A 21,822-nucleotide genomic window follows, 5' to 3' on the forward strand; every position below is an offset into this window, starting at 1 on the left:
ATTGTCGCTTGGCCCTGTGTCCGCGACCGGGGTAAGCGGGCGCATGGTATCGGCCACCAAGAGACCCTCACCCGAAGCCCTGTTGCGGCAGGCAAAGCGCGAGGCGCGCGGGCGGCTGAAGATTTTTCTCGGTGCGGCGCCGGGCGTGGGCAAAACCTATGCGATGCTCAGCGAAGGTGCCGCGTTGCGGCGCGACGGACAGGACGTCGTCGTCGCCGTGGTGGAAACGCACGGTCGGGCCGATACCGAAGCACTGCTCGACGGGATGGAGGTCGTGCCGCGCTGCGAAGTCGCCTATCGCGGCCACCAACTGACCGAGATGGACATCGATGCCGTGCTCCGCCGCGCCCCGACACTCGCGCTGGTGGACGAATATGCCCATACCAATATCGACGGCAGCCGGCATCCCAAACGCTGGCAGGATGTCGAGGAACTGCTGAACGCCGGGATCGACGTCTATACGACGCTCAACGTCCAGCATGTCGAAAGCCTGAATGACGTCGTCGCAAGCTTTACCCGGGTGCGCGTTCGCGAGACGGTACCCGACAGCGTGTTCGAAGGAGCCGAAATCAAGCTCGTCGACCTGCCGCCCGACGAACTGATCGACCGGCTGCGCGATGGCAAGGTCTATGTGCCGCACGAGGCAAGCCGTGCCCTCGGCCATTTCTTTTCGAAGGCGAACCTTTCGGCGCTGCGCGAAATGGCGCTCCGGCGAGCTGCCTTGAGCGTCGACCGGCAAATGTTGCACGATCTCGATGCGACGGGCGAAGCGGGCACCTTCGCGGCCGGCGAGCGGATCCTCGTCGCGATCAGCGAACAGCCAGGCAGCGATATGCTCGTGCGCACCGCAAAGCGCCTTGCCGACGGGCTGAACGCCCCATGGACGGCGGTGCATATCGAGACGGCACGAAGCGCGGCCTTCGACGACGATGCCCGGCGGCGGATAGCCGCGTCGCTCGCACTGGCCGCTACCCTCGGCGCGACGATCGCTACCGTTCCTGCGGAGAGCGTTATTGCCGGACTGCGCGGCCAGATCGAGGTGATGCGCGCGACCCAGCTTATCATCGGCAGGTCACAGCGTAGCTGGTGGTTCGAACTTCGCCACGGTTCGGTCGTCGAGGCGCTGATCCACGACGCGGGCGACCTTGCCATCCACGTCATCCCGTCACCCCGCGAATCTCCTGCCCCGCGCCGGGGTCTCGACTGGACACGCGGCTGGGGGCGCCCGTCGAGCTATGCGGTCGGACTGGGGCTCATCGCGTTGATGACGGGCGCCGCGCGTCTGGCCGAACCATGGATCGGGACCGGGGCCGTCGACCTGCTGTATCTCGTTCCGGTGATTGTCGCCGCGACGCTTTACGGCTTGCGTCCGGGGCTGTTCGCGAGCCTCGTGGCGGCGCTGGCGTTCAACTTCTTCTTCCTCGAGCCGCGGCATACCTTCACGATCGCCGATCCGCAGAGCGTCCTCACCATGTTGATCCTTACCGGCGTCGCCGCGGTGGTCAGCAATCTTGCCGGCCGGCTGCGGACGCGCGCGCGGATCGGGGTTCGCAGCGCGCAGGAAAATGCGTCGCTTGCCGCCTTCGCGCAGATGCTTGCGCGCGCCTCCGATCGCGAAACCACCGCTGCGGTAACCTGCGAGGAAGTGGCGCGCTTGCTGGGCGTGCGCAGCATCATTCTGGCCGAGCAGGGCGGGCTGTTGCGACCGCTGGTCGCGCGGCCCGTCGATGCGGCGATCTCGCCGATCGATCAGGCGGCGGCCGAATGGGCCTGGACGAGCGGCGAACCTGCGGGACGCGGGACGAATACGCTCGTTGCGTCCGACTGGCAGTTTCATCCGCTCAAGACCGGGCTCGGGGTTCTTGCGATCCTCGGCATCGCGAGCGAGGACGGCCGCGACCCGATTTCGCCCGACCGCGCCGCGCTGCTCGCCACGCTCGTCGGCCAGGCGGCGCTCGCGCACGAACGCTTGCATCTGGAGGACGAGATGCGCAGCCTGTCGGTCCTCGAGGAACGCGACCGCCTCCGCGCCGCGCTGCTCTCGTCGATCGGGCACGACCTGCGCACCCCGCTGACCGGCGTGACCGCCGCGATCGAGGCGCTGGCGAGCGAGCACCCCGGCGCGTCCGCGCTGCCGCTCGCGCGCGCGGAGGTGTCGCGATTGCGGCGTTTTCTCGACAATCTCGTCGAGTTGGTCCGCCTCGATTCAGGCGGTCTCAACCTGGATGTGGCGCCGGTCGATCTGACCGACGCCGTGGCGGCTGTGGTCCACGATCTGAAAGATCTGCTGCGCGGACATCATGTCGATTTCCAGGTTCCCGCGGGTCTTCCGCTTGTCCGGGTCGATGAGCGGCTGCTCCATCACATTCTGCTCAATCTGCTCGCCAATGCGATCCAGCATGGCGGCAGCGCCGGGCCCATCGCCATCATTGGCCGCCGAACGCCCGATGCCGTAGCCCTGACCGTGCGCGACCATGGCGGCGGTCTGGAACCGGGATCGGAAGGCACAATCTTCGACACATTCGAGCAAGGGAAGGGCGGCGACCGGCACGGCGGCAGCGGGCTGGGGCTTGCGATCGTCAAGGGCTTTGCCGACGCGCTCGGCATCGCCGTTTCGGCGAGCAATCATCCGGACGGGGGCGCAGCATTTACGCTGACCTTCCCGTCCGCCTTGATCGCGACCATTTCCGATACCGAATGATCGCATCAAGGCGCGCGGTCGCCATCGCTCATCCTATGCTGTTCTCTAATGGGTCAAGGTCTGGCTACTCGGTCCTGAGCGGATGATGCCTTTGGGTGCCTGCGTTCTCTGCGTGCTCAATATCGGCACTTGATGGGGTCAGCTGGGTGCGAGCGTGGCTTGGTTGAAACCGCAGTCGGTCGACGGGTCGGCCGCATGCTACAGCATAGGCGCCATCATCTGCTCCCTCCCTCGGGCGTTCGCTCCCGCTCGGGAGCGCGGTGCGGCCTCCTGTCTTTGTATTGGGGCCGAAGGTCAGGCCGGCTGGAACTCAGTGCCATTTCGGAGCATGGCGTGCATGATGATGGCGAGGCGCCGGGCGAGCGCGATCCGCGCCATGCGCATGGTCGAGCGCGCGGCAATTGCGAACGCCCAGTTCTTCAGCTTCAATTCGCCTTTGCAGTCCGCCGGTATGGCCGCATCCGGATATTCGCCCCAATGCTGATCCTTCATCACCGCCAAGGCGCGCGTCATTTCCCGTTCCCCATTCGCAAAAGCTGATGCGATAGTGGTGGGGGGCGCCTCATTGTAAAGTTGCGGATTTGGTATGCTAATTAAGGGTGGGGAGCAGAGGCCCTTTTTCCCCCGTCCGCCACGCTTGGCGGCCGCGACGGGGGAACAGGTTGTGTGTGCACAAAAAGAACAATAAGAGAACAAATATGGTCGGTCAACCCCCCGTGCGGCGATTTTCCGTCAGCCCGGGGGCGGAAGGGCTTGCCATCGCTCGCCGTTGACGTAAGCGTCAACTTAACTGACGGTGCGGCCCTGCCGCCGCCCGCGCATCGCCCGTCCGGCGGCCAGAACAAGGGAGAGAAATATGGCTAGCGAACCGAAATTCGACCTCAGCGGGCGCGTCGCACTGGTGACCGGGGCGTCGTCGGGGCTGGGCGCGGGCTTTGCAAAAGCGCTCGCCGCAGCAGGCGCGAAGGTGGTGCTCGCGGCACGCCGCGCCGACAAGCTTGCCGAACAGGTCGAGACGATCCGCGCAGCGGGAGGCGAAGCGGTCGCGGTCAGTATGGACGTTACTGACGAAGCATCGACCAAGGCCGCCTATGACGCCGCCGAGGCTGCGTTCGGCACCGTCGATACGATCGTCGCCAATGCCGGCGTCGCGACCGAGAAGGTGGCGCTCGGCCTGTCGGTCGAGGATGTCGATTTCCTCCTCGCCGCCAATGTCCGCGGGGTCTTCCTGACCGCAACCGAAGGCGCGCGCCGGCTCGAGGCGGCGGGCAGTCGCGACAAGGAAAATGGCCGCATCGTCATCATCGGGTCGATAACGGCGGAAAAGATCTTTCCGGCGACCTCGGTCTATGGCGCCACCAAGGCCGCGGTTCGCCACATGGGCAAGGCGCTTGCCCGCGAATGGGCGCGGCGCGGGATCAGCGTCAATGTCATCCAGCCGGGCTATTTCGAATCCGAAATGACCGCCGAACTGTTCGCGAGCGAGGCGGGTACCAAATTCGTCGCGAGCTTCCCGCGCCAGCGGCTGCGTCCGCCGAGCGACCTGCACACGCCGCTGCTGATGCTGTGCTCCGACGCGGCGCGCGGCATCACCGGTTCGGTGATCACCATCGACGACGGCCAGACGCTGTGAGCGGCGAACTGCTGATCGAGGCGCGCGGCCAGATCGAGATCGCAACGCTCAACCGGCCCGCGCGGCTCAACGCGCTGAGCGAGGGGCTCGTCGAGGAGCTGAACGATTATTTCGGCGGGCTGGCGGCGCGGCCCGACGTACGCGTCGTCATCCTGCGCGGGGCGGGGCGCGGATTTTGCGCCGGGCTCGATATTCAGGAGGACCGGTCGAGCGACGAGACGCCGGTGCTGCGCACACTGCGCACCCAGACGAGCATCGGCAATATCTATCGCAAGATGCGCGCCTGTCCGCAGCCGATCATCGCGCTGGGGCACGGCGCCGCGGCGGGAGGCGGGCTGTCGCTGATGCTTGCCGCCGACGTGCGCTATGCGGCGCCCGGCTTCCGGTGCAACGCCGCCTACATCCGCATCGGGCTCGGCGGCTGCGACATGGCATCGAGCTATTTCCTGCCGCGTCTCATCGGCGCCAGCCTGGCGTCGGAGATGATCCTGACCGGCCGCTTCATCGAAGCCGAGCGCGCGCTGTCGGCGGGACTGGTGAGCGAGATCGTCGCCGAGGACGAATTGCTGGACCGCGGCCTGGCGCTCGCCGAAGAAATGCTCGCGACCAGCCCCTGGGGACTGCGCCTGTCGAAGCAGGCACTCAACCTCAACATCGACGCCCAGAGCCTCGACGCCGCCATGGCAATCGAGGATCGTCAGCAGGTCATCCTCTCCGCAACCGAAGACCATAAGGAAGCGCTCGCCGCCTTCCTCGGCAAGCGGCCCCCGGCGTATCGCGAGCGGTGAGGGTGTCGGGGTAGACGGGAGGTTGGCAGCTAACGACCGATTGTGGGCGTTCAGCCAAACAACCGGCCGCACAGATACAGCGACAGTTCGCGAGCATGCTGTCCCCAATGGAAGAATTGAAGCCGGAAGGCGAAATGCGCGTCATTGAGACTGACATGGTCAGCAAGCCATAAGACCTCGCGCATATCTAACGTAAGGTCAGCCAAGTCATCGATTGCGTCAGCGACCATCAGCGCGTCGTCTAAAGATCCAGTCGGGTCCACTACCGGATAAGCGCCATAAGTTGGAAAACGTGCCGCTACTTCGGCGTAGAGAGATGCGCCGTTTTGCATCGGCGCGTCCACGTCAGCATCTGACACATCTCCAACTGGGGTTACGTGATAAGCTGCGACTAAGCCGTCCAGCGCAGCGAGGAGCGTTTTGTCGCCTGGCCGATCGCCATCCCATACGACACTTAAGAAGTGTTTGGCGGCGCTGATGGCTGGCGAACTGTTCATCGCGAGCAAGTCGCACGAACGGACGGATGAGGCAATCGTTCACCGCCGGTGTGGATCGAATGACTGCCAACGACCGATTGCGGAACTTACACCCCAATGCGAAGAGGGTCCGCATGGACCTAATTCACGAAATGATCAGTCCGAACAGTGAGAGGAAGGTGCGCGTCTACAAACGGACGGATGGCTTTTTCGAGTATGAAGAGGTTTTGAAGCGTTCGATCAGATCGCCGGGACCTACTGGTCGTCCGGATATCAATCCGGGATGTTCGGCACAGAAGGCGCCGCGATGGCGGAGATTACTGCAACGACGCCTTGGCTTCGGAGCGGCGCCTGACGACCGATTGCAGACATGTTTGGCCCCGGTAATGTCGATATGGAAATCTTGATCGTAGATCTTGCGCAAACGGCCATTGAGCATGTGGACGACTGCCATGGCCGCGCGGCAGCTTGGATCGTCGCAATTTTAAGCATTTCGGTCCTAATTAGCGTACCCGTTTCAATCGTGCTGTATCTCATAAACTAACGTCCGCTCCCACCCCAAAGCGGTCCCTGGTCGATGACGAAAGAAGAAAAGGCCGCCGGTCCTTTCTCATTCTGAAACCACTGCGTGCTTGTCGCCCAGGTTACGCCGCCTTGCCATGAGTCACGTCCATGCTCACCGCGCTGCCGGCGTCGATCGCGGCGGCTTTGGCTTCGACCAGCTTGACGATGTGCGCGATCATGTCGGCGTCTTCGACATGGTGGTCGGTGACGCCCGAGAGATAGACCATATGCTTGCCGTTGCCGCCGCCGGTGATGCCGATGTCGGTTTCGCGCGCCTCGCCGGGGCCGTTGACGACGCAGCCCAATACTGAGAGCGACATCGGGGTCTTGATGTGCTGGAGCGCGTCTTCGAGCGCCTGCACCGTGCGGATGACGTCGAAGCCCTGGCGCGCGCAGCTGGGGCAGGAGACGACGCGGACGCCGCGGGTTCGTAGGCCGAGCGATTTCAGGATTTCATAGCCGACGCGCACTTCCTCTTCGGGTTCGGCCGACAGGCTGACGCGGATCGTGTCGCCGATCCCCGCCCAGAGGAGGTTGCCGATGCCAAGCGCCGATTTGACGGTGCCGCCGATCAGCCCGCCGGCTTCGGTGATGCCAAGGTGGAGCGGACAGTCGACCGCTTCGGCGAGCTGCATATAGGAGGCTACGGCGAGGAAGACGTCGCTCGCCTTTACCGCGACCTTATATTCGTGGAAGTCATGGTCCTGAAGCAGCTTGATATGGTCGAGCGCGCTTTCGACCAGCGCCTCGGGGCAGGGTTCGCCATATTTTTCGAGCAGATCCTTTTCGAGACTGCCTGCGTTGACGCCGATGCGGATGGCGCAGCCGTTCGCCTTGGCGGCGCGGACGACCTCGCCGACGCGCTCCGACGAACCGATATTGCCGGGGTTGATGCGTAGGCAGGCGGCACCCGCGTCGGCGGCCTCAAGCGCACGCTTATAGTGGAAATGAATGTCGGCGATTACGGGCACGCGCGCGGCGCGGACGATCTTGCCGAGCGCGGCGGTGCTGTCGGTATCGGGGCAGGAGACGCGGATCAGGTCGGCGCCTGCATCCTCGCAGCGGCGGATCTGGTCGATGGTCGCGACGGGATCGCTCGTTGGCGTGTTGGTCATCGTCTGCACCGTGATCGGGGCGCCGCCGCCGACAGGGACGTTGCCGACCATGATCTGACGGCAGTCGCGCCGCGCAATGTCGCGCCAAGGGCGCAGGCCGGGATTGTGATCGCTCATGAAACGGGTCCGGTGAGGAGAGGGAGGATGGCCTCCTTTAGCCGCCCGCGCCCGCCTTGGCAAAGCCTGTGGGCGGTGGCCGCGCTTGTGGCGGGAAAGACACAGTGTGGCGGCGAATGTAACATTTGTGCAGTTTTCAATTGTGCGCTGCCGCATATTGCGCGATTTTCGGCGCGTTCCTGACCACGCGCCGGCCGCAAGAGCATCGGGAGAGGATCGGGCGGGGACCGCAGGATGGACGGTTTCGGTTCAATATCGATGAGAGGGGGGGCTCACCCAATGAAATTTCTTACCAAGGCGTGCTTTTGCATGCTGCTCGCGACATCGGCGATGGCGACGCCAGCCATGGCGCAGGACGCGACCGACGCGCCGAGCGGTCCGATCACCGTGTCGGGCGGGGTCGATCTGGTGTCCGACTATCGTTTCCGCGGCATTTCGCTGTCGAACGAAAAGGTCGAGGTCCAGCCGACGATCACACTGACCCACGAGAGCGGATTTTATGCAGGCGTCTGGGGGTCTGGCCTGCCGAAGACCGATGAATATGGCAAGGTCGAGGTCGACCTCTATGCGGGCTGGGGCGGCGAAGTCGCGCCCGGCACGTCGGTGGATATCGGCGCGACCTATTACTGGTATCCCGATGGCAAGGATGCCTTCGGTCCGGTCGACTATGTCGAAATCATCGGCAAGATGTCGCACGACATCGGACCCGTGTCCGCTACGGGGACCGTTGCCTATGCGCCCAGCCAGAAGTCGCTCGGCAGCGATGACAATATTTATCTGAACTTCGGCCTGTCGTCGGGGATTCCGAATACGCCGGTCACGGTCGACGCGTCGCTCGGCTACACCAGCGGTTCGCTCGGCGCGTTGGCGCCCGGCGGCGACTATCTCGACTGGACGGTCGGCGCCACGGTTACGGCGGGCATCTTCAACCTGGGCGTCCATTATGTCGATACTGACATCAAGAAGACCGGGATCAAGGAAGTCGATACGCTGTATGACCCGACCGTCGTCTTCAAGGTCGGCGTCGCCTTCTGATAGCGCGGCCAGATCGAGCCGACGATAAAGCGCGGGCGCCGACCGAGGGTTGGCGCCCGTTTGCGTAATATTGTTTCCGTTGAAACCGGATATGCGCAACGACCTGTTGCATAAAAGTCGCAATCCGCGCCTTATCGTGCCCGATGCGGCTTTTTTGTTTGTGCGCCGCAGCAAATTGTCGGAGAGAGGCGCCACGTACGGCCGACCGGAGCAAAGACTTCGGCTGTCTTGCGGCAGGCAGGGACGATCCATTTTACCTTGTTAAGGGGATCAACCCATGAAGACTCTCTCCCGCGCGTGCCTGGGCCTTGCCCTTGCGGCTTCCGCTCTTCCCGCCACCGCTTTCGCCCAGAACGAAGCACCCTCCGATCCGATCACCATTTCGGGCAGCGTGACGCTGGTATCCGACTATCGCTTCCGCGGTTTCACCCAGAACAGCGAAGACCCGGCCATCCAGGGCGGCATCACCGTGACCCACGAAAGCGGCTTTTACGTCGGCACCTGGGGATCGAGCGTCAGCTTTGCCGGTAACACCGAGGTCGACCTGTTCGCGGGTTACAGCAAGGATGTCGGCGGCGTGACGATCGACGGCGGTCTGCTTTACTATCTCTATCCGCAGCACGGCGGATCGGGCGCCGACTTCTTCGAACCCTATCTGAACCTGTCGACCGATGTCGGGCCGGTGAATGCGAAGGTCGGCGTCAACTATGCGTGGAAGCAGTCGGCGCTCGGCAATCTGCAGGACCCAAGCCGCGCGCCCGGTGCCAAATCGTCGGCCTTCTATCTGCACGGCGAACTCGCCGCCGACATTCCGGGCACGCCCCTGGCGCTGAACGCCCATGCGGGCCAAGCATGGAGCGACGCCTTCCCCGGCGGTTTCGACGGCAAGGTGTTCGACTGGTCGGTCGGTGCGACGGCTTCGTACAAGATGCTGACCTTCGGCGTCAGCTATGTGAACACCGACGAGCCCAAGGCCGGCGGTTACAAGGAAGCGATCGGCGCCGACGGCGCGGTGGTCTTTTCGCTCGGCGCGTCGTTCTGATGCCGGGCAGGGGCGGCCTTCGGGGGGAGGCCGCCCCCTCCTTCTTCTTCTATTCGGAATGCCAGCGCAGATTGCCGCGCCCAAGGTCGGCGAGGCTTTTTGCGCCCATCAGCTTCATGCCGCGCTCCATCTCGGCGCGGAGCAGCGCGACGGCGCGCGCCACCCCCGCTTCGCCCGCCGCGGCGAGCGCATAGAGATAGAGCCGGCCGCCCGAGCAGGCTTTCGCGCCGACCGACAGCGCCTTGAGCACATGCGTCCCGCGGGTGATGCCACCGTCGCAGATGACCTCCACCCGGTCGCCGACCGCCTCGACGATCGCCGCCAGCGCGTCGAAGGGGGCAATGCTGCCGTCGAGCTGCCGCCCGCCATGGTTCGACACCATGATCGCGGTCGCGCCAATGTCGGCGGCGCGCCGCGCGTCCTCGGCCGCGACGATGCCCTTCAGGCAGAAAGGGCCGTCCCACGCCTTGCGGATCGCCTCGGCACGTTTCCAGTCGAGGCTCTGGTCGAGCATGGTGGTGAAATATTCGGCGACCGACTTGGGCACGCTCGACCCTTCGGACACGTGCGTCGCAAGGTTGGGCAGGCTGAATTTTTCGCGCAAGACATAGTTGAGACCCCAGCCGGGCTTGATCGCATAGCTCAGCATGTTCGATGCGGTGAAGCGCGGCGGCGAGGTAAAGCCCGAGCGCAGGCAGCGTTCGCGGTTGCCGCCGACGATCGTATCGACGGTGAGCGCGACGGCATCGAACTTCGCCGCGCGCGCGGCCTCGAGCATCGCATGGTTGAGCCCTTCGTCCTTGTGGACATAGAGCTGGAACAGCTTGGGGCCGTCGGTTAGCGCGCCCGCTTCGGCGAGGCCGATCGTCGCGAGGCTCGATATGCCGGCGACGGTCCCCGCATCGGCGGCAGCGCGCAACACCGCGCGCTCGCCCTGCCAGTGGAACAGGCGCTGGAGCGCGGTGGGTGACAGGAAAAGCGGCATCGCGACCTCGCGGCCGAAGAGCGTCGTCTTCATGTCGATCGATTCGACGCCGGCCAGCACGCGCGGGATGAGGTCGCACCGGTCGAAGGCGGCGCGGTTGCGGCGGCGCGTCACCTCATCATCCGCGGCGCCGTCGATATAGTCGAACACCGGCCAGGGCAGCCGCCGCTTCGCCAGCGCGCGGAAATCGTCGATATTGTGGCAGTCGGTCAGCTTCATGTCGTGGTCGCTCCAGTCAGGCGGGCGAGCGCCCAGCGCGGTTCGATCGCGCGCGCGGGGTCGGCGATGTGCGCCGCGATACGCGCGCCGATGGCCGGGGCGAGCGCGAAGGCACGCCCCGTCGCGCCGCCGGCGAGCCAGGCGCGTGCGTGGCCGGGCAGGCGGTCGAGCAGCAATTCGCCGCTGATCGTGCGGCAGTCGTGCGCGGCGGCGCTCGCGACGACCGGAGCCTCGGCCAGATGCGGGACGCGGCCCGCGAGCCACTGGCGCACCGCGGCCAGCGCGGCATCGTCGGCGCGGCGGTCGAAGCTGTCGGGATCGACCGTTGCATCGGGGGCGGTTTTCCACACGCGCACCCCGCGCCCCTCGATGTCGGGGAGCAGGGTGAAGCCGTATGCGCGGTCGACCAGCGCGGGCATCGCGGGCGGGCGATACTGGACATCGCCCTGACCGGGGCCGACGTGAAAAAGCTGGTAGCGCACCGCCGACAGCCGTGCGGGCGTCAATATCTGCGGAAAAAGCTCGGTCAGCCACGCGCCGGTCGCATAGACGATGCTGCGGGCGGTACCGCCGTCGGGCAGGATATAAAGGTCGCGCTTCTTGTCGAACAGCGGCGCGGGCATGACGACGTCTTCTACATCGACCTGTGCGTCGAGGATGGTTTCGAGAATGGCGCGGCGGCCGGCGAGAAGCGCGGCCTTGTCAGCGACGAGAGCCGCTTCCTCGTCGCGCCAGCCGATCGCGCCGAAGCGGCTGCGCAGCTTGTGCCCGGTCGTGCGGTCGGTCCCCGGCGGCTCGTCGGCGCTGTCGGTCGGCAGCAGTGTGGTGACCGCTGCGCACTGGGTCACGATCGGCAGGCTGGCGCTGTCGGACAGGCGCTGCCACAGCGGCAGGCTGTCGTGCGCGAGGTCGGCGTAGAGCGCGTCGCCCCCCTGTGCGGGATCGTACAGCATGGTCGGGAGGTTCGAGGCGGCGCGGCCGTTCCCGGCGCCATAGGCATCGAACAGCCGGACATCGAGGCCCTGACGGACGAGATGCCACGCGGTCCATGCCCCGACCGCGCCGGCGCCGACGACCGCGACATCAACATGCTTGTCGGGCGATTTGACGCCCTTGCGCCGTTTCGATGCGCGCGGCTGCGGCGGATCCTTGCGCTTCGGTTCTTTCGTCGCCGCGCCGAGCGCCAGCGCGGCGGGCGCCGCGGCGAGCGCGCCGAGCAGACGCCGCCGATCCATCAGCCGCCCTTTTTGTAGTAGCGGTAGCCGCCGATCCAGGTTTCGAGCGGCACCATCTTGCGGATGTCCTCGGGGCTGGCGAGCAGCAGATCGGTGTCGACAATCAGGAAGTCGGCGCGCATGCCGGGCATCAGCGTGCCGAGCCGGTCCTCGGCGAAGGCGGCATAGGCGGCGCTGCGCGTGAAGCCGTCGAGCGCGGTCTCGCGCGATACCGCTTCTTCGGGATGCCAGCCGCCGAACGGCTGACCCTGTGCATCGGTGCGCGAGATGGCGGCGGCGATGCCGGGGAAGGGGTTGGCGCTTTCGACCGGCACGTCCGACCCGAAGGTGAGGCGGACGCCGGCATTTTCCATGCTGCGCCACGCATAGGCGCCCTTCAGCCGGTCGGGCCCGAGGCGGGCTTCGGCCATCAGCCGGTCCGACGGCTGGTGGATCGGCTGCATCGACGCGATGACGCCGAGCTTGGCGAAACGCGGGATGTCGGCGGGATCGACGATCTGCGCATGTTCGATCCGCCAGCGCCGTTCGCCGGGCAGATCGGCAGTGAGATCGGTGATTGCGTCGAGCGCCTCGGCATTTGCGGCATCGCCGATGGCGTGGATCGCGACCTGAAACTTGTCCATCGAGGCGCGGACCATCTTGTTGCGCAATTGCGCCGGGGTCAGCAGCGGCAGGCCCTTCTGGCCCGGCGCGTCGGCATAGGGCGCCTTGAGCCACGCGCCGCGCGACCCGAGCGCGCCGTCGAGATAGAGCTTCACCCCCACCATGCGCAGCTTGTCGTCATAGAGCCACGGCGTGGGCCCCGGACCCGCGATCAGCGCCATATTGTCGATGTCGCCGCCGTAGCTGAGGATACGGATCGCGAGCTGGTGCTTGTCGCCCGCGCGGCGATAGGCCTGCCATTCCTGGATCGTCGTGCCCATGTCGGCGATCGCGGTGATCCCCTGGGCGAGCAACTGCTGCTGCGCGGCGAGGAAGGCGCGGTCAAGGTCGCGCGCGAGCGGCTTGGGCTTGGCACTGTCGATCAGCGCGACCGCGGCATCGACGAAGACGCCAGCGGGCTTGCCATCCGCCATCTCGATCCGGCCGCCCTCGGGCGCCTTGGTCGCGGCGGTGATCTTTGCCGCCGCCATTGCAGCGCTGTTGGCCCATCCGGCGTGGCCGTCGACGCGTTCGAGCCAGACCGGCCGGTCGGGCACGACCGCGTTGAGATCGGCCGCGGTCGGGAAGCGGCCCAATCCCCATTTTTCCTGATTCCACCCGCGCCCGATGATCCACGGCAGTTCTGGGTTTTCGTCGGCATATTTCTTGATCGCCGCCTGTGCCTCGGCCAGCGAGCGCGTGTCCGAGAGGTCGAGCAGCATGAGCGACAGGCCCAGGCCCATCAGATGGCCGTGTGCGTCGATCATGCCCGGGATCAGCGTCCGGCCCTTGCCGTCTTCCTTGAAATCGGGGCGTTCGGGGCGCTTGTCCTTGCGGTCGAGGAGCTGCTTCACCTTGCCGTCGGTGCCGATCACCATGCCGGTGAAGCGCACGACCTTGCCGTCCTTGTCGAGCGTGATACCGTTGACATTGTCGACGAGCGTATCGGCCTGCGCGGGTGCAGCGAGCAGGAGGGCGATGACGGTTAGGGCTAGGCGCTTCATTTCGGCAACCTCGTCACGAGCGAGCTGGTGTCCAGGCGGCCGCCGCCTGCGCCCTGCACCTCGGCATAAAATTGATCGACCAGCGCCGCGACGGGAAGCGTCGCCCCGTTGACGCGGGCTTCGTCGAGCGCGAGGCCCAGATCCTTGCGCATCCAGTCGACCGCAAAGCCGAAATCATATTCGTCCTTCGCCATCGTGCCCCAGCGGTTGAGCATCTGCCAGCTTGCCGCGGCACCGCCCGACACTGCCTCGAACACCTTGTCGGTGTCGAGGTCCGACGCCTGGGCGAAGCGCAGCGCTTCGGAGAGGCCCTGAAGAACGCCGGCGATCGCGATCTGGTTGACCATCTTGGTCGTCTGGCCCGCGCCCGGTCCGCCAATATGCACGATGCGCGCGGCATAGGCGCGCATCAGGGGCTCGGCGGCGGCGAAGGCGGCGTCGCTGGCGCCGCACATGATCGACAGCGCCCCATTTTGCGCACCCGCCTGACCGCCCGAGACCGGCGCATCGACGCACAGCAGGCCGCGCGCATCGGCCTCTTCGGCCAGGCGCCGGGCGATTCGGGCGGAGACGGTCGTGTGATCGACGAAGACCGCGCCAGACTTCATCGCGCCGAAAGCCCCGTCGTCGCCGAGCGTCACCGCCGCGAGATCGTCGTCGTTGCCGACGCAGGCGAACACCGCATCGGCGCCCGCGGCGGCGGCGGCGGGGCTGTCCGCTGCCTGACCGCCATAATCCGCCGCCCAGGCGTCCGCCTTGGCGCGGGTGCGGTTATAGACGGTGACGGCATGACCGGCCTTGACAAGATGGCCGGCCATCGGGCCCCCCATGATGCCGGTGCCGATAAAGGCGATGCGCAATTTTTCTTCGCTCATGCCGCGGTCCATAACCATGGTTTGCGCGCGGCGCCAGATAGGGTAGGGGGCTTGCCGCTATGACCGATCAATCCATCCTGACCGCCGCCGCCGATTTTCCGGCGATAAACCTCGACGATGTGCGGGCGGCGGCGGGACGAATTGATGGCGCGGTTGTCCGCACCCCGACGCTGAAGTCGCAGACGCTGTCCGAGCTGGTCGGTGCCGAGGTGTGGCTGAAATTCGAAAATCTTCAATTCACCGCAGCCTACAAGGAACGCGGTGCGCTCAACGCCCTGCTGCTGCTCAGCGAAGAGGCGAAGGCGCGCGGCGTGATCGCGGCGTCGGCGGGCAATCATGCACAGGGACTTGCCTATCATGGCAAGCGGCTCGGCGTGCCCGTCACCATCGTCATGCCGAGCACGACGCCGCAGGTGAAAGTGTCGCAGACCGCGAGTCACGGCGCGCAGATCGTGTTGTTCGGCGAAAAATTCGACGATGCCTACGCCCATGCACGCGAGCTCGAGGCGGAACGCGGGCTGACCTTCGTTCACCCCTTCGACCATCCGCACGTCGCGGCGGGGCAGGGGACGGTCGCGCTCGAAATGCTCGAGGATGTGCCCGAACTCGACACGCTGATCGTGCCGATCGGCGGCGGCGGTCTGCTCGCCGGCATGGGCACCGCGGCGCGCGGGATCAAGAATGACATGCGGCTCGTCGGCGTGCAGGCCGAACTTTACCCGTCGATGTATGCCGAGCTGAACGGCGTCGACATGGCGTGCGAGGGCGATACGCTCGCCGAGGGCATCGCGGTCAAGGAGCCGGGAAGCTATACGCGCAAGCTGGTCGCCGCACTCAACGACGATATCGTGCTCGTCGCCGAACGCCATCTGGAGCGCGCGGTCAGCCTGCTGCTCCAGATCGAGAAGACGGTGGTCGAAGGCGCGGGCGCCGCGGGCCTCGCGGCGATGCTCGCGCATCCCGAGGAATTCGCCGGGCGCAAGGTCGGCCTGGTGCTGACGGGCGGCAATATCGACACGCGCCTGCTCGCGAATGTGCTGCTGCGCGACCTTGCGCGATCGGGCCGGATCGCGCGGCTGCGCATCCGGTTGCAGGACCGCCCCGGCGCACTGTTCAAGGTGATGGAGGTGTTCAACGAAAAGCAGGTGAACATCATCGAAATCTATCACCAGCGCATCTTCACGACGCTGCCCGCCAAGGGCCTGATCACCGACATCGAATGCGAGGCGCGCGACAAGGAGCATCTCGACAGCCTCGTCTCGGCGCTGCGCGATGCGGGCTATATGGTCACGACGGTGGAGCTGGCCTGATTTTTCCCCTCTCGCAAGCGGGAGGGGCGGCGAGGCTTGGCAGCTTGCTGCCTAGCCGCAGCGAGGTGGGCCAGCCACACCGCGTTCTTGCCCACCCCGTTGCGACTAGCGGACAAGTTCGCAAGTCTCACTGCCCCTCCCGCTTGCGGGAGGGGATTGCTATGGTGCCGCGATGAAAGAATTCACCCTCGCCCTTATCGCCACGCCCGACGCCATCGACGAGCTGGGCCATGTCAACAATGCGGTCTGGGTCCAGTGGATCCAGCAGGTTGCGACGGGGCATTGGGACGCCGCGGCGCCGCAGAGCCACAAGGATGCCTATATCTGGGTCGTGGTGCGGCACGAGATCGACTATCTGCGCGCGCTCGGCCCCGGCGAGACGGTGACCGCGCGGACCTGGGTCGCCGACAAGCCGCAGGGCGCGAAGTTCGACCGCTTCATGGAATTCACCGGCGCGGATGGCACGGTGCATGTCCGCGCGCGCACCGTCTGGGCCCTGCTCGACAAGGCGAGCGGCCGCCCGCTGCGCGTCACCGACGCGATCGTCGCCCCCTTTCAGGCCGACCGGTGAGGCGCCCGGCGTTACCGCGCGGTCAGTAGGCGAGGGCGCAGCCGTCGGCGCGCATCTCGCTCGCCGCGGCATAGACGCGCGTGTCGCCGTCCATGCGATGTTCGACGCACTGGTAGCGGCCGAAGCCGCCGTCGGGATTGCCGATCGTCCAGCCGAGCGCCGCAAGCTGGGCCCGCGTCGCGGCGGGAACGCCGCTTTCGAGCCGCAGAAGTCCCTTGGGGCCGAGCCCCGACGCATCCTCGCCCATCGATTGCGACGATCCTTCATGATGCCAGCGCGGCGAATCGCCGGCGGCCTGGATTTCAAGGCCGTAGTCGATGCGGTTGACCATGATCTGCGTCTGCCCCTGCGGTTGCATGTCGCCGCCCATCACCCCGAAGCTCATCCACGGCGTGTCGCCATGCGCGGCGAAACCGGGGATGATCGTCTGGAACGGGCGCTTGCCGGGGGCATAGATATTCGGGTGGCCGTCTTGCAGGCTGAACAACTGGCCGCGATCCTGGAACATGAAGCCCAGCCCGTCGGCGACAAGCCCCGACCCCATGCCGCGGAAGTTCGACTGGATCATCGACACCATCATGCCGTCCTTGTCGGCGACGCTGAAATAGGTGGTGTCGCCATGGCTCGGCGCCTGCCCCGGATGGACCGGGGTCAGGATGCGGTCGGGGCGGATCAGCCGGGCGCGCTCGGCCGCATAGTCCTTCGAGATCAGCCATTCGACCGGCACGTTCGAAAAATGCGGGTCGGCGTAGTAGCGCGCGCGATCCTCATAGGCGAGGCGCTTTGCCTCGGCCTGAAGATGGATCGACAGCGCCGACTGGAACCCCGCGCCCTTCAGGTCGAAATTTTCGAGGATGTTGAGCATCTGCAGCGTCGCGATGCCCTGCGTGTTGGCGCCGAGTGCATAGACGTCGGTGCCGCGGTAGGATGTGCGGTGCGGCTCGATCCATTCGGAGCGGTGCGCGGCCAGATCCTCGCGGCGCAGCCAGCCCCCGATGCGCCGGAAATAGGCGTCGATCGTCCGCGCAATCTCGCCATCGTAAAAGACGTCGCGGCCGCCCTCGGCGATCAGGCGGAAGGTGCGCGCAAGGTCGGGGTTGCGGAACACCTGTCCCGCTTGCGGCCCCTTGCCGTCGGCCATGCCATAGGTGCGCAGCGCATTGTCGACCTCTTCGATCCCGCGCCCCGGCTGGCGAAAACCGGCGAGGCTGCGGCGGATATAATAAGCGATCATGTCGGGGACCGGCGCGCCCGCCTCGGCATGGGCGATGACCGGTTCGAAAAGCTCCTTCCACGGCAGCTTGCCGTAGCGCTGGTGCATCGTCCACCAGGCGTCGACCGTCCCCGGCACCGACACCGCGATCGCGCCATAAGCCGGGATCGCGCCGCCCGTCGCGCGCGACCGCACGGTGGCGAGGTCAAGCGCGCGGGGGCTTTTGCCCGACCCCGCCAGCCCGACGACCTTCTTTGCCTTCGGATCCCAGATCATCGCATAGGCGTCGCCGCCGATGCCATTGGCGGTGGGTTCGAGCAAGCCGAGGCAGGCGTTGGTCGCGATGGCGGCGTCGACCGCCGACCCGCCGCGTTTCAGCATGTCGATCCCCGCCTGCGTCGCGAGGGGATGCGCGGTGCCGACCGCGCCGCTGAGGCCGTAAGCGGCGGTACGCGAGGCGAAGCTCGCACCGACCGGCCGGTCGCCGGCATGCACGTCGGGTCGCAGGAAGCGTTCGCTGTCCTTGTCCCACGCGGGAGGCAGCGCCGGATCGCCTTTTGGCGCCGGCTTCGCGGACTGGGCAAGCCCGGCGGTCGGTAACAGGGCGACGGCGGGGGCGGCAGCAAGAAGCGTGCGACGGCGCATGGCGATGTCCTTTGGAATTTTCTGTCGTCCCTTTGTTGCGCCATGCGGCAGGCTTGGCAAGGGGCGTGGAGACTCCCTACTCGAGTTCGGTAAGGTCGAGCGCCGCGAGCAGCTGGCCACGGGCGCGGCGGACGTCGGCGGTGAGCGCGGGTGAAGCGAGGTCGCCGGGTGCGATCGCTTCGGGCCAGTGCGCCGCGACGACGGCGGCTATCCGGTCGAGCTTGGCTTCGTCGGCCATGAACCGCGGATCGACGGTCGCCGGATCGGCGACGACGCGCAGGCGCAGGCAGGCGGGGCCGCCGCCATTGGCCATCGACTGGCGCACGTCGACCGGAAACAGCCGCCGGATCGGACCGTTGCCCGCGACATGCGCCTCGAGCCAGGTCCACACGCTCGGCGTTTCGCGCGCTTCGGTGGGGAGGATCAGCCCCATGCCGCCGTCGTTCGGCAGGCTGACGAGCTGCGCGTTGAACAGATAGGATTTGATCGCATCGGGCAGGCTGACTGCGCTCGCTGGGACTTCGACGATCTCGACCTCGGGAAAGGCCGCGCGGATCTGGGCATGCGCCGCCGCGCGGTCCTCGAAAGCGGTTTCGTGCGTGAACAGCACGCGCTCGTTGGCGACGGCGACCACGTCGTTGTGAAAGGCGCCGCCCTGGATCGCGGTGTCCGATTGCCGGATGAACAGCGTCCGGTCGGGATCGAGCCGGTGGTGGCGCGCGATCGCTTTCGAGGCGTCGAGATGCTGGCGCGCCGGGAAGCGTCCGCCGCCGACGCCATAGACGAAAATCTCGACCCCCGGCTGGTCATGGCCGGCGCACAGCCGCATGTGATTGGCGGCGCCCTCGTCGCCGAACGGCACGGGGACCGGACCGTGGACGGCGAAGGCCGAGTGCGCGAAGGCGAGCCGGAGCTGGGCGAGCGTGCCCTGCCACTCATGGCTGCGGTGCGGCATGGTGACGAGATTGGCGACGGTCAGATGGCATTTGCCGTCGCCGCTGTCGGGCGCGGGCGAGACGGTGGCGGCATTGGCGGCCCACATCGACGAAGCCGACCAGGCCTGCGCGCGCAGATGCGCCTCGGCGCTGTCGAGATCGGTCGCCAGCGCCGCGAGCCACGCCGCATCGGGGCGGTCGAGCGGCGCGAAAAAGCCCTGCGGCAGCCCGAGCGCGAGGTTGTGGTGCATCTTGTCGATGCCCTGCAGCGCCGCGGCGCGCGGTTGCGACACGTCGCCGGCATTGCTGGCGGAAGCCATGTTGCCGCGGCTGAGGCCAGCATAATTATGCGTCGGGCCGATGATGCCGTCGAAGTTGATTTCGGTGATCATGGCTCAGCGCCCGATCCAACTGATGGTATCGCCGGTGCCGATCTGCAGCAGCCGCGCCGTCTCGGCATCGATGCTGCCGCCCTCGCCGACCTTGCCGAAGCAGCAGCGGAAATCGGCAAGGCGGCCCGTCGCGATCAGCGCGTCCGCGCCATCGTCCAACCGGTCGGCGACCCGCGTCACCTCGACATGCTGCGCGTCGCGGATGCTCGACACCTGATCGGTGCGCGCGGTCATCGTCGGGCCGCCGTCGAAGATGTCGATGTAATTTTCGAAGGCGAAGCCCTCATTCTCGAGCATCCGCATGGCGGCGCGGCCAGTGGGATGGGGAACGCCGATCACGCTGCGCGCGGTTTCGGGCAGCATTGCGATATAGACCGGATGCTTGGGCATCAGGTCGGCAATGAACTGGTTGCCGTGAACGGCATTGAACTGGTCGGCTTCCTGAAAGCTCATGCCGAAGAATTTGCCGGCGACGCCGTCCCAGAAGGGCGATCCGCCCGCTTCGTCGATCACCCCGCGCAACTCGGCCAGGATGCGGTCGCCGAAGCGCGCGCGGTGCCGCGCGATGAACAGATAGCGCGAGCGTGCGAGCAACAGGCCAAGCCCGCCGGCGCGCGCCGCGGGATGGAGGAACAGGCCGCCGACCTCGCTCGACCCGTTGAGATCGTTGCTGAGCATGAGCACCTGCGCGTGGAAGGTCCGCCCCAATTGCTCGCTGTGCTTGCTGTCGGTGCCGATGCGATAGCTGTAGAAGGGCCAGCGCTGGCCGACCTGGCCGAAAATCTGGCAGGTGCCGCGCACCTCGCCCGTTTCGGTGTCCTCGAGCATCATCAGGTAAAGCTCGTCGGACGGATACTCGCGGTCGCTGGCGAAGCTGGCCTCGGCGCGATCGAGCTTGGCGCGCAGCGCCTTGCGGTCGGGCGGCAGATTGGTGAAGCCGCCCCCCGTCAGTTTCGCCATTTCGTAGATGCTTTGCAGGTCGCTCGGTTTCGCCGAGCGGATCACATAGCTCACACAGTCCCCCGTTCCGCTATTTTCGTTAGGGTCAGCGCTGACAGCTGCGCGCGTTCAGCGAGACTGTCGACGATCAGAAATTCGTCCGACGAATGGATGGCGCCGCCGCGCGGGCCCATCGTGTCGACGACGGGAATGCCGCAGGCGGCGATATTGTTGCCGTCGCACACGCCGCCGGTCGCGTTCCAGCCGATCGACAGGCCCAGCGCCGCGCCGCAGTCGCGGACCAGTTCGAAGAGACGCGTCGCTGCGGCATCGAGCGGCTTGGGCGGACGGTTGAAGCCGCCGTAGAGATGGCAATGGACGTCGTGGTCGCGCTGGATCGCGGCGATGGCGTCGCGCAGCGCCGCTTCGGCGGCGGCCATCGCGTCGGGGGTCATCGGCCGCATGTTGACGCGCAGGATCGCCTGATCTGGGACAACATTATTGGGGCCGCCCCCGTCGATCTTCGCGGGATTGACCTTGAGGTCGGGAGATTTCAGCGCATTGAGGCGGAGTGCGAGGTCGGCGGCGGCGACGAGCGCGTTGCGGCCGTCCTCCGGGTTGCGTCCGGCGTGCGCCGAGCGGCCGTGGATCAGAACGGAGAAATTGCCACTGCCCGGGCGCGCGCCGGCGAGCGTGCCGTCGGGCAGTGCGGGTTCGTAGGTAAGCGCCGCAGTCTTGCCGCGCGCCAGTTCGGCGATCAGCGCGGCGGAGGCGTGGCTGCCCGTTTCCTCGTCGCTGTTGATCATCACGTCATAGCCGACGCGCTCGGCCAGCGGCGACGCCTCGAGCGCCGACAGCGCGGCAAGGATGACGGCGATGCCACCCTTCATGTCGGCGGTGCCGGGGCCGTTGAGCACGCCCGGCTCCAGCCATTTGAGCGACTGGAAAGGGTGATCGGCGGCGAACACCGTGTCCATATGGCCGGTCAGCAGCAGCTGGACCGGCGCCTCGGGGCGCACGCGAAGATGGAGATGCGCGCCGCGCTCGATCGTCTGGACGCGGCCCGCGGCATCGACGCTTTCGACAGGATCTGGCGCGACGAGACACAGGGTGCCGGGGAGCGCCGAAAAGGCGTCGGCGAGCAGGCCGGCGACGGTCTTCAGCCCGGCAAGATTACCGGTGCCGCTGTTGACCGCGGCCCAGCGTTCGACCTGCGCCAGCATCGGCGCATCGGCCGCACGCTCCAGCGTGGCGGTTTCGCTTGGCTTCAGGATGGTCATGCGCAGCCTATAGCCGCCCGCGCCCGGCTTTGGCACCCCCGGCGCGAAACAATCTTTCACGCGATACGGTAAATCACTGACATCGCTGGACGAGGCAGGCGATGTC

General features: G+C 66.5%; 17 protein-coding genes and 1 pseudogene. 7 read left to right on the top strand and 11 right to left on the bottom strand.

What is annotated here, in order from left to right; translation table 11 throughout:
• Positions 1 to 43: 43 nt before the first annotated feature.
• Positions 44 to 2,701 carry a sensor histidine kinase gene (locus tag MU856_RS01455; protein ID WP_263588263.1) on the top strand — a complete coding sequence of 886 codons (2,658 nt, stop codon included), beginning with the start codon at positions 44 to 46 and terminating at the stop codon, positions 2,699 to 2,701.
• Positions 2,702 to 2,995: 294 nt separating this feature from the next.
• Here MU856_RS01455 and MU856_RS01460 read toward each other — a convergent pair.
• A pseudogene (locus tag MU856_RS01460) lies at positions 2,996 to 3,142 on the bottom strand (IS110 family transposase); the annotation flags it as partial.
• 415 nt (positions 3,143 to 3,557) lie between these two features.
• Here MU856_RS01460 and MU856_RS01465 point away from each other — a divergent pair.
• Together MU856_RS01465 and MU856_RS01470 are read left to right on the top strand one after the other, a co-directional pair.
• Positions 3,558 to 4,334: an SDR family NAD(P)-dependent oxidoreductase gene (locus tag MU856_RS01465; protein ID WP_062900898.1), complete on the top strand. Its 777-nt coding sequence runs from the start codon at positions 3,558 to 3,560 to the stop codon at positions 4,332 to 4,334.
• Positions 4,331 to 5,122, top strand: a complete 792-nt coding sequence (locus tag MU856_RS01470; RefSeq protein WP_186401050.1) for an enoyl-CoA hydratase/isomerase family protein — start codon at positions 4,331 to 4,333, stop codon at positions 5,120 to 5,122. Before MU856_RS01465 ends, MU856_RS01470 begins: the two co-directional genes overlap by 4 nt.
• A gap of 50 nt (positions 5,123 to 5,172) precedes the next feature.
• Here the strand turns inward: MU856_RS01470 and MU856_RS01475 are convergent, their stop codons facing one another.
• Positions 5,173 to 5,619: a hypothetical protein gene (locus MU856_RS01475; protein WP_186401049.1), complete on the bottom strand. Its 447-nt coding sequence runs from the start codon at positions 5,617 to 5,619 to the stop codon at positions 5,173 to 5,175.
• Between the two features lie 623 nt (positions 5,620 to 6,242).
• Positions 6,243 to 7,394, bottom strand: coding sequence for a flavodoxin-dependent (E)-4-hydroxy-3-methylbut-2-enyl-diphosphate synthase (ispG, locus tag MU856_RS01480; RefSeq protein ID WP_186401048.1), 1,152 nt, complete (start codon positions 7,392 to 7,394; stop codon positions 6,243 to 6,245).
• A gap of 279 nt (positions 7,395 to 7,673) precedes the next feature.
• On the opposite strand from ispG, the gene MU856_RS01485 reads away from it, so the two are divergent.
• Positions 7,674 to 8,429: a TorF family putative porin gene (locus MU856_RS01485; protein WP_062900894.1), complete on the top strand. Its 756-nt coding sequence runs from the start codon at positions 7,674 to 7,676 to the stop codon at positions 8,427 to 8,429.
• Between the two features lie 277 nt (positions 8,430 to 8,706).
• Positions 8,707 to 9,471 carry a TorF family putative porin gene (locus MU856_RS01490; RefSeq protein WP_186401047.1) on the top strand — a complete coding sequence of 255 codons (765 nt, stop codon included), beginning with the start codon at positions 8,707 to 8,709 and terminating at the stop codon, positions 9,469 to 9,471.
• Between the two features lie 49 nt (positions 9,472 to 9,520).
• Here the strand turns inward: MU856_RS01490 and MU856_RS01495 are convergent, their stop codons facing one another.
• From MU856_RS01495 to MU856_RS01510, 4 genes are read right to left on the bottom strand one after another with little or no spacing between them, the layout of a single operon-like run.
• Positions 9,521 to 10,675, bottom strand: coding sequence for an alpha-hydroxy acid oxidase (locus MU856_RS01495; RefSeq protein WP_263588264.1), 1,155 nt, complete (start codon positions 10,673 to 10,675; stop codon positions 9,521 to 9,523).
• On the bottom strand, positions 10,672 to 11,910 hold the full coding sequence (locus tag MU856_RS01500) for an NAD(P)/FAD-dependent oxidoreductase (protein ID WP_263588265.1): 1,239 nt from the start codon (positions 11,908 to 11,910) through the stop codon (positions 10,672 to 10,674). The genes MU856_RS01495 and MU856_RS01500 overlap by 4 nt, the downstream gene beginning before the upstream one ends.
• Positions 11,910 to 13,556 (bottom strand): amidohydrolase, encoded by a 1,647-nt coding sequence (locus MU856_RS01505; RefSeq protein WP_234180996.1) that lies wholly within the window; start codon positions 13,554 to 13,556, stop codon positions 11,910 to 11,912. Before MU856_RS01505 ends, MU856_RS01500 begins: the two co-directional genes overlap by 1 nt.
• Positions 13,553 to 14,431 carry an NAD(P)-dependent oxidoreductase gene (locus MU856_RS01510; RefSeq protein WP_040589033.1) on the bottom strand — a complete coding sequence of 293 codons (879 nt, stop codon included), beginning with the start codon at positions 14,429 to 14,431 and terminating at the stop codon, positions 13,553 to 13,555. Before MU856_RS01510 ends, MU856_RS01505 begins: the two co-directional genes overlap by 4 nt.
• Before the next feature lie 59 nt (positions 14,432 to 14,490).
• Between MU856_RS01510 and MU856_RS01515 the strand changes: the two genes are divergently transcribed.
• Both MU856_RS01515 and MU856_RS01520 read left to right on the top strand, forming a co-directional pair.
• On the top strand, positions 14,491 to 15,741 hold the full coding sequence (locus tag MU856_RS01515) for a threonine ammonia-lyase (protein ID WP_062900888.1): 1,251 nt from the start codon (positions 14,491 to 14,493) through the stop codon (positions 15,739 to 15,741).
• A gap of 172 nt (positions 15,742 to 15,913) precedes the next feature.
• A complete protein-coding gene (locus MU856_RS01520) occupies positions 15,914 to 16,312 on the top strand; it encodes an acyl-CoA thioesterase (RefSeq protein ID WP_062900887.1) in 399 nt (132 codons plus the stop codon).
• Between the two features lie 22 nt (positions 16,313 to 16,334).
• On the opposite strand, the gene MU856_RS01525 is transcribed toward MU856_RS01520, so the two are convergent.
• The 4 genes from MU856_RS01525 to MU856_RS01540 form a co-directional block, all read right to left on the bottom strand.
• Positions 16,335 to 18,170: a gamma-glutamyltransferase family protein gene (locus MU856_RS01525; RefSeq protein ID WP_062900886.1), complete on the bottom strand. Its 1,836-nt coding sequence runs from the start codon at positions 18,168 to 18,170 to the stop codon at positions 16,335 to 16,337.
• A 76-nt stretch (positions 18,171 to 18,246) separates the two neighbouring features.
• Entirely contained in the window at positions 18,247 to 19,497 is a 1,251-nt protein-coding gene (locus MU856_RS01530; RefSeq protein ID WP_263588266.1) for an N-succinylarginine dihydrolase, read from the bottom strand.
• A 3-nt stretch (positions 19,498 to 19,500) separates the two neighbouring features.
• Positions 19,501 to 20,511, bottom strand: coding sequence for an arginine N-succinyltransferase (locus MU856_RS01535; protein ID WP_062900884.1), 1,011 nt, complete (start codon positions 20,509 to 20,511; stop codon positions 19,501 to 19,503).
• Positions 20,508 to 21,716 (bottom strand): hydrolase, encoded by a 1,209-nt coding sequence (locus MU856_RS01540; RefSeq protein ID WP_062902993.1) that lies wholly within the window; start codon positions 21,714 to 21,716, stop codon positions 20,508 to 20,510. The genes MU856_RS01535 and MU856_RS01540 overlap by 4 nt, the downstream gene beginning before the upstream one ends.
• Positions 21,717 to 21,822: the final 106 nt, after the last annotated feature.

Origin of the sequence: Sphingopyxis sp. GC21, assembly GCF_025727575.1 — a bacterium.
Classification (GTDB): Bacteria; Pseudomonadota; Alphaproteobacteria; order Sphingomonadales; family Sphingomonadaceae; genus Sphingopyxis; species Sphingopyxis terrae_A.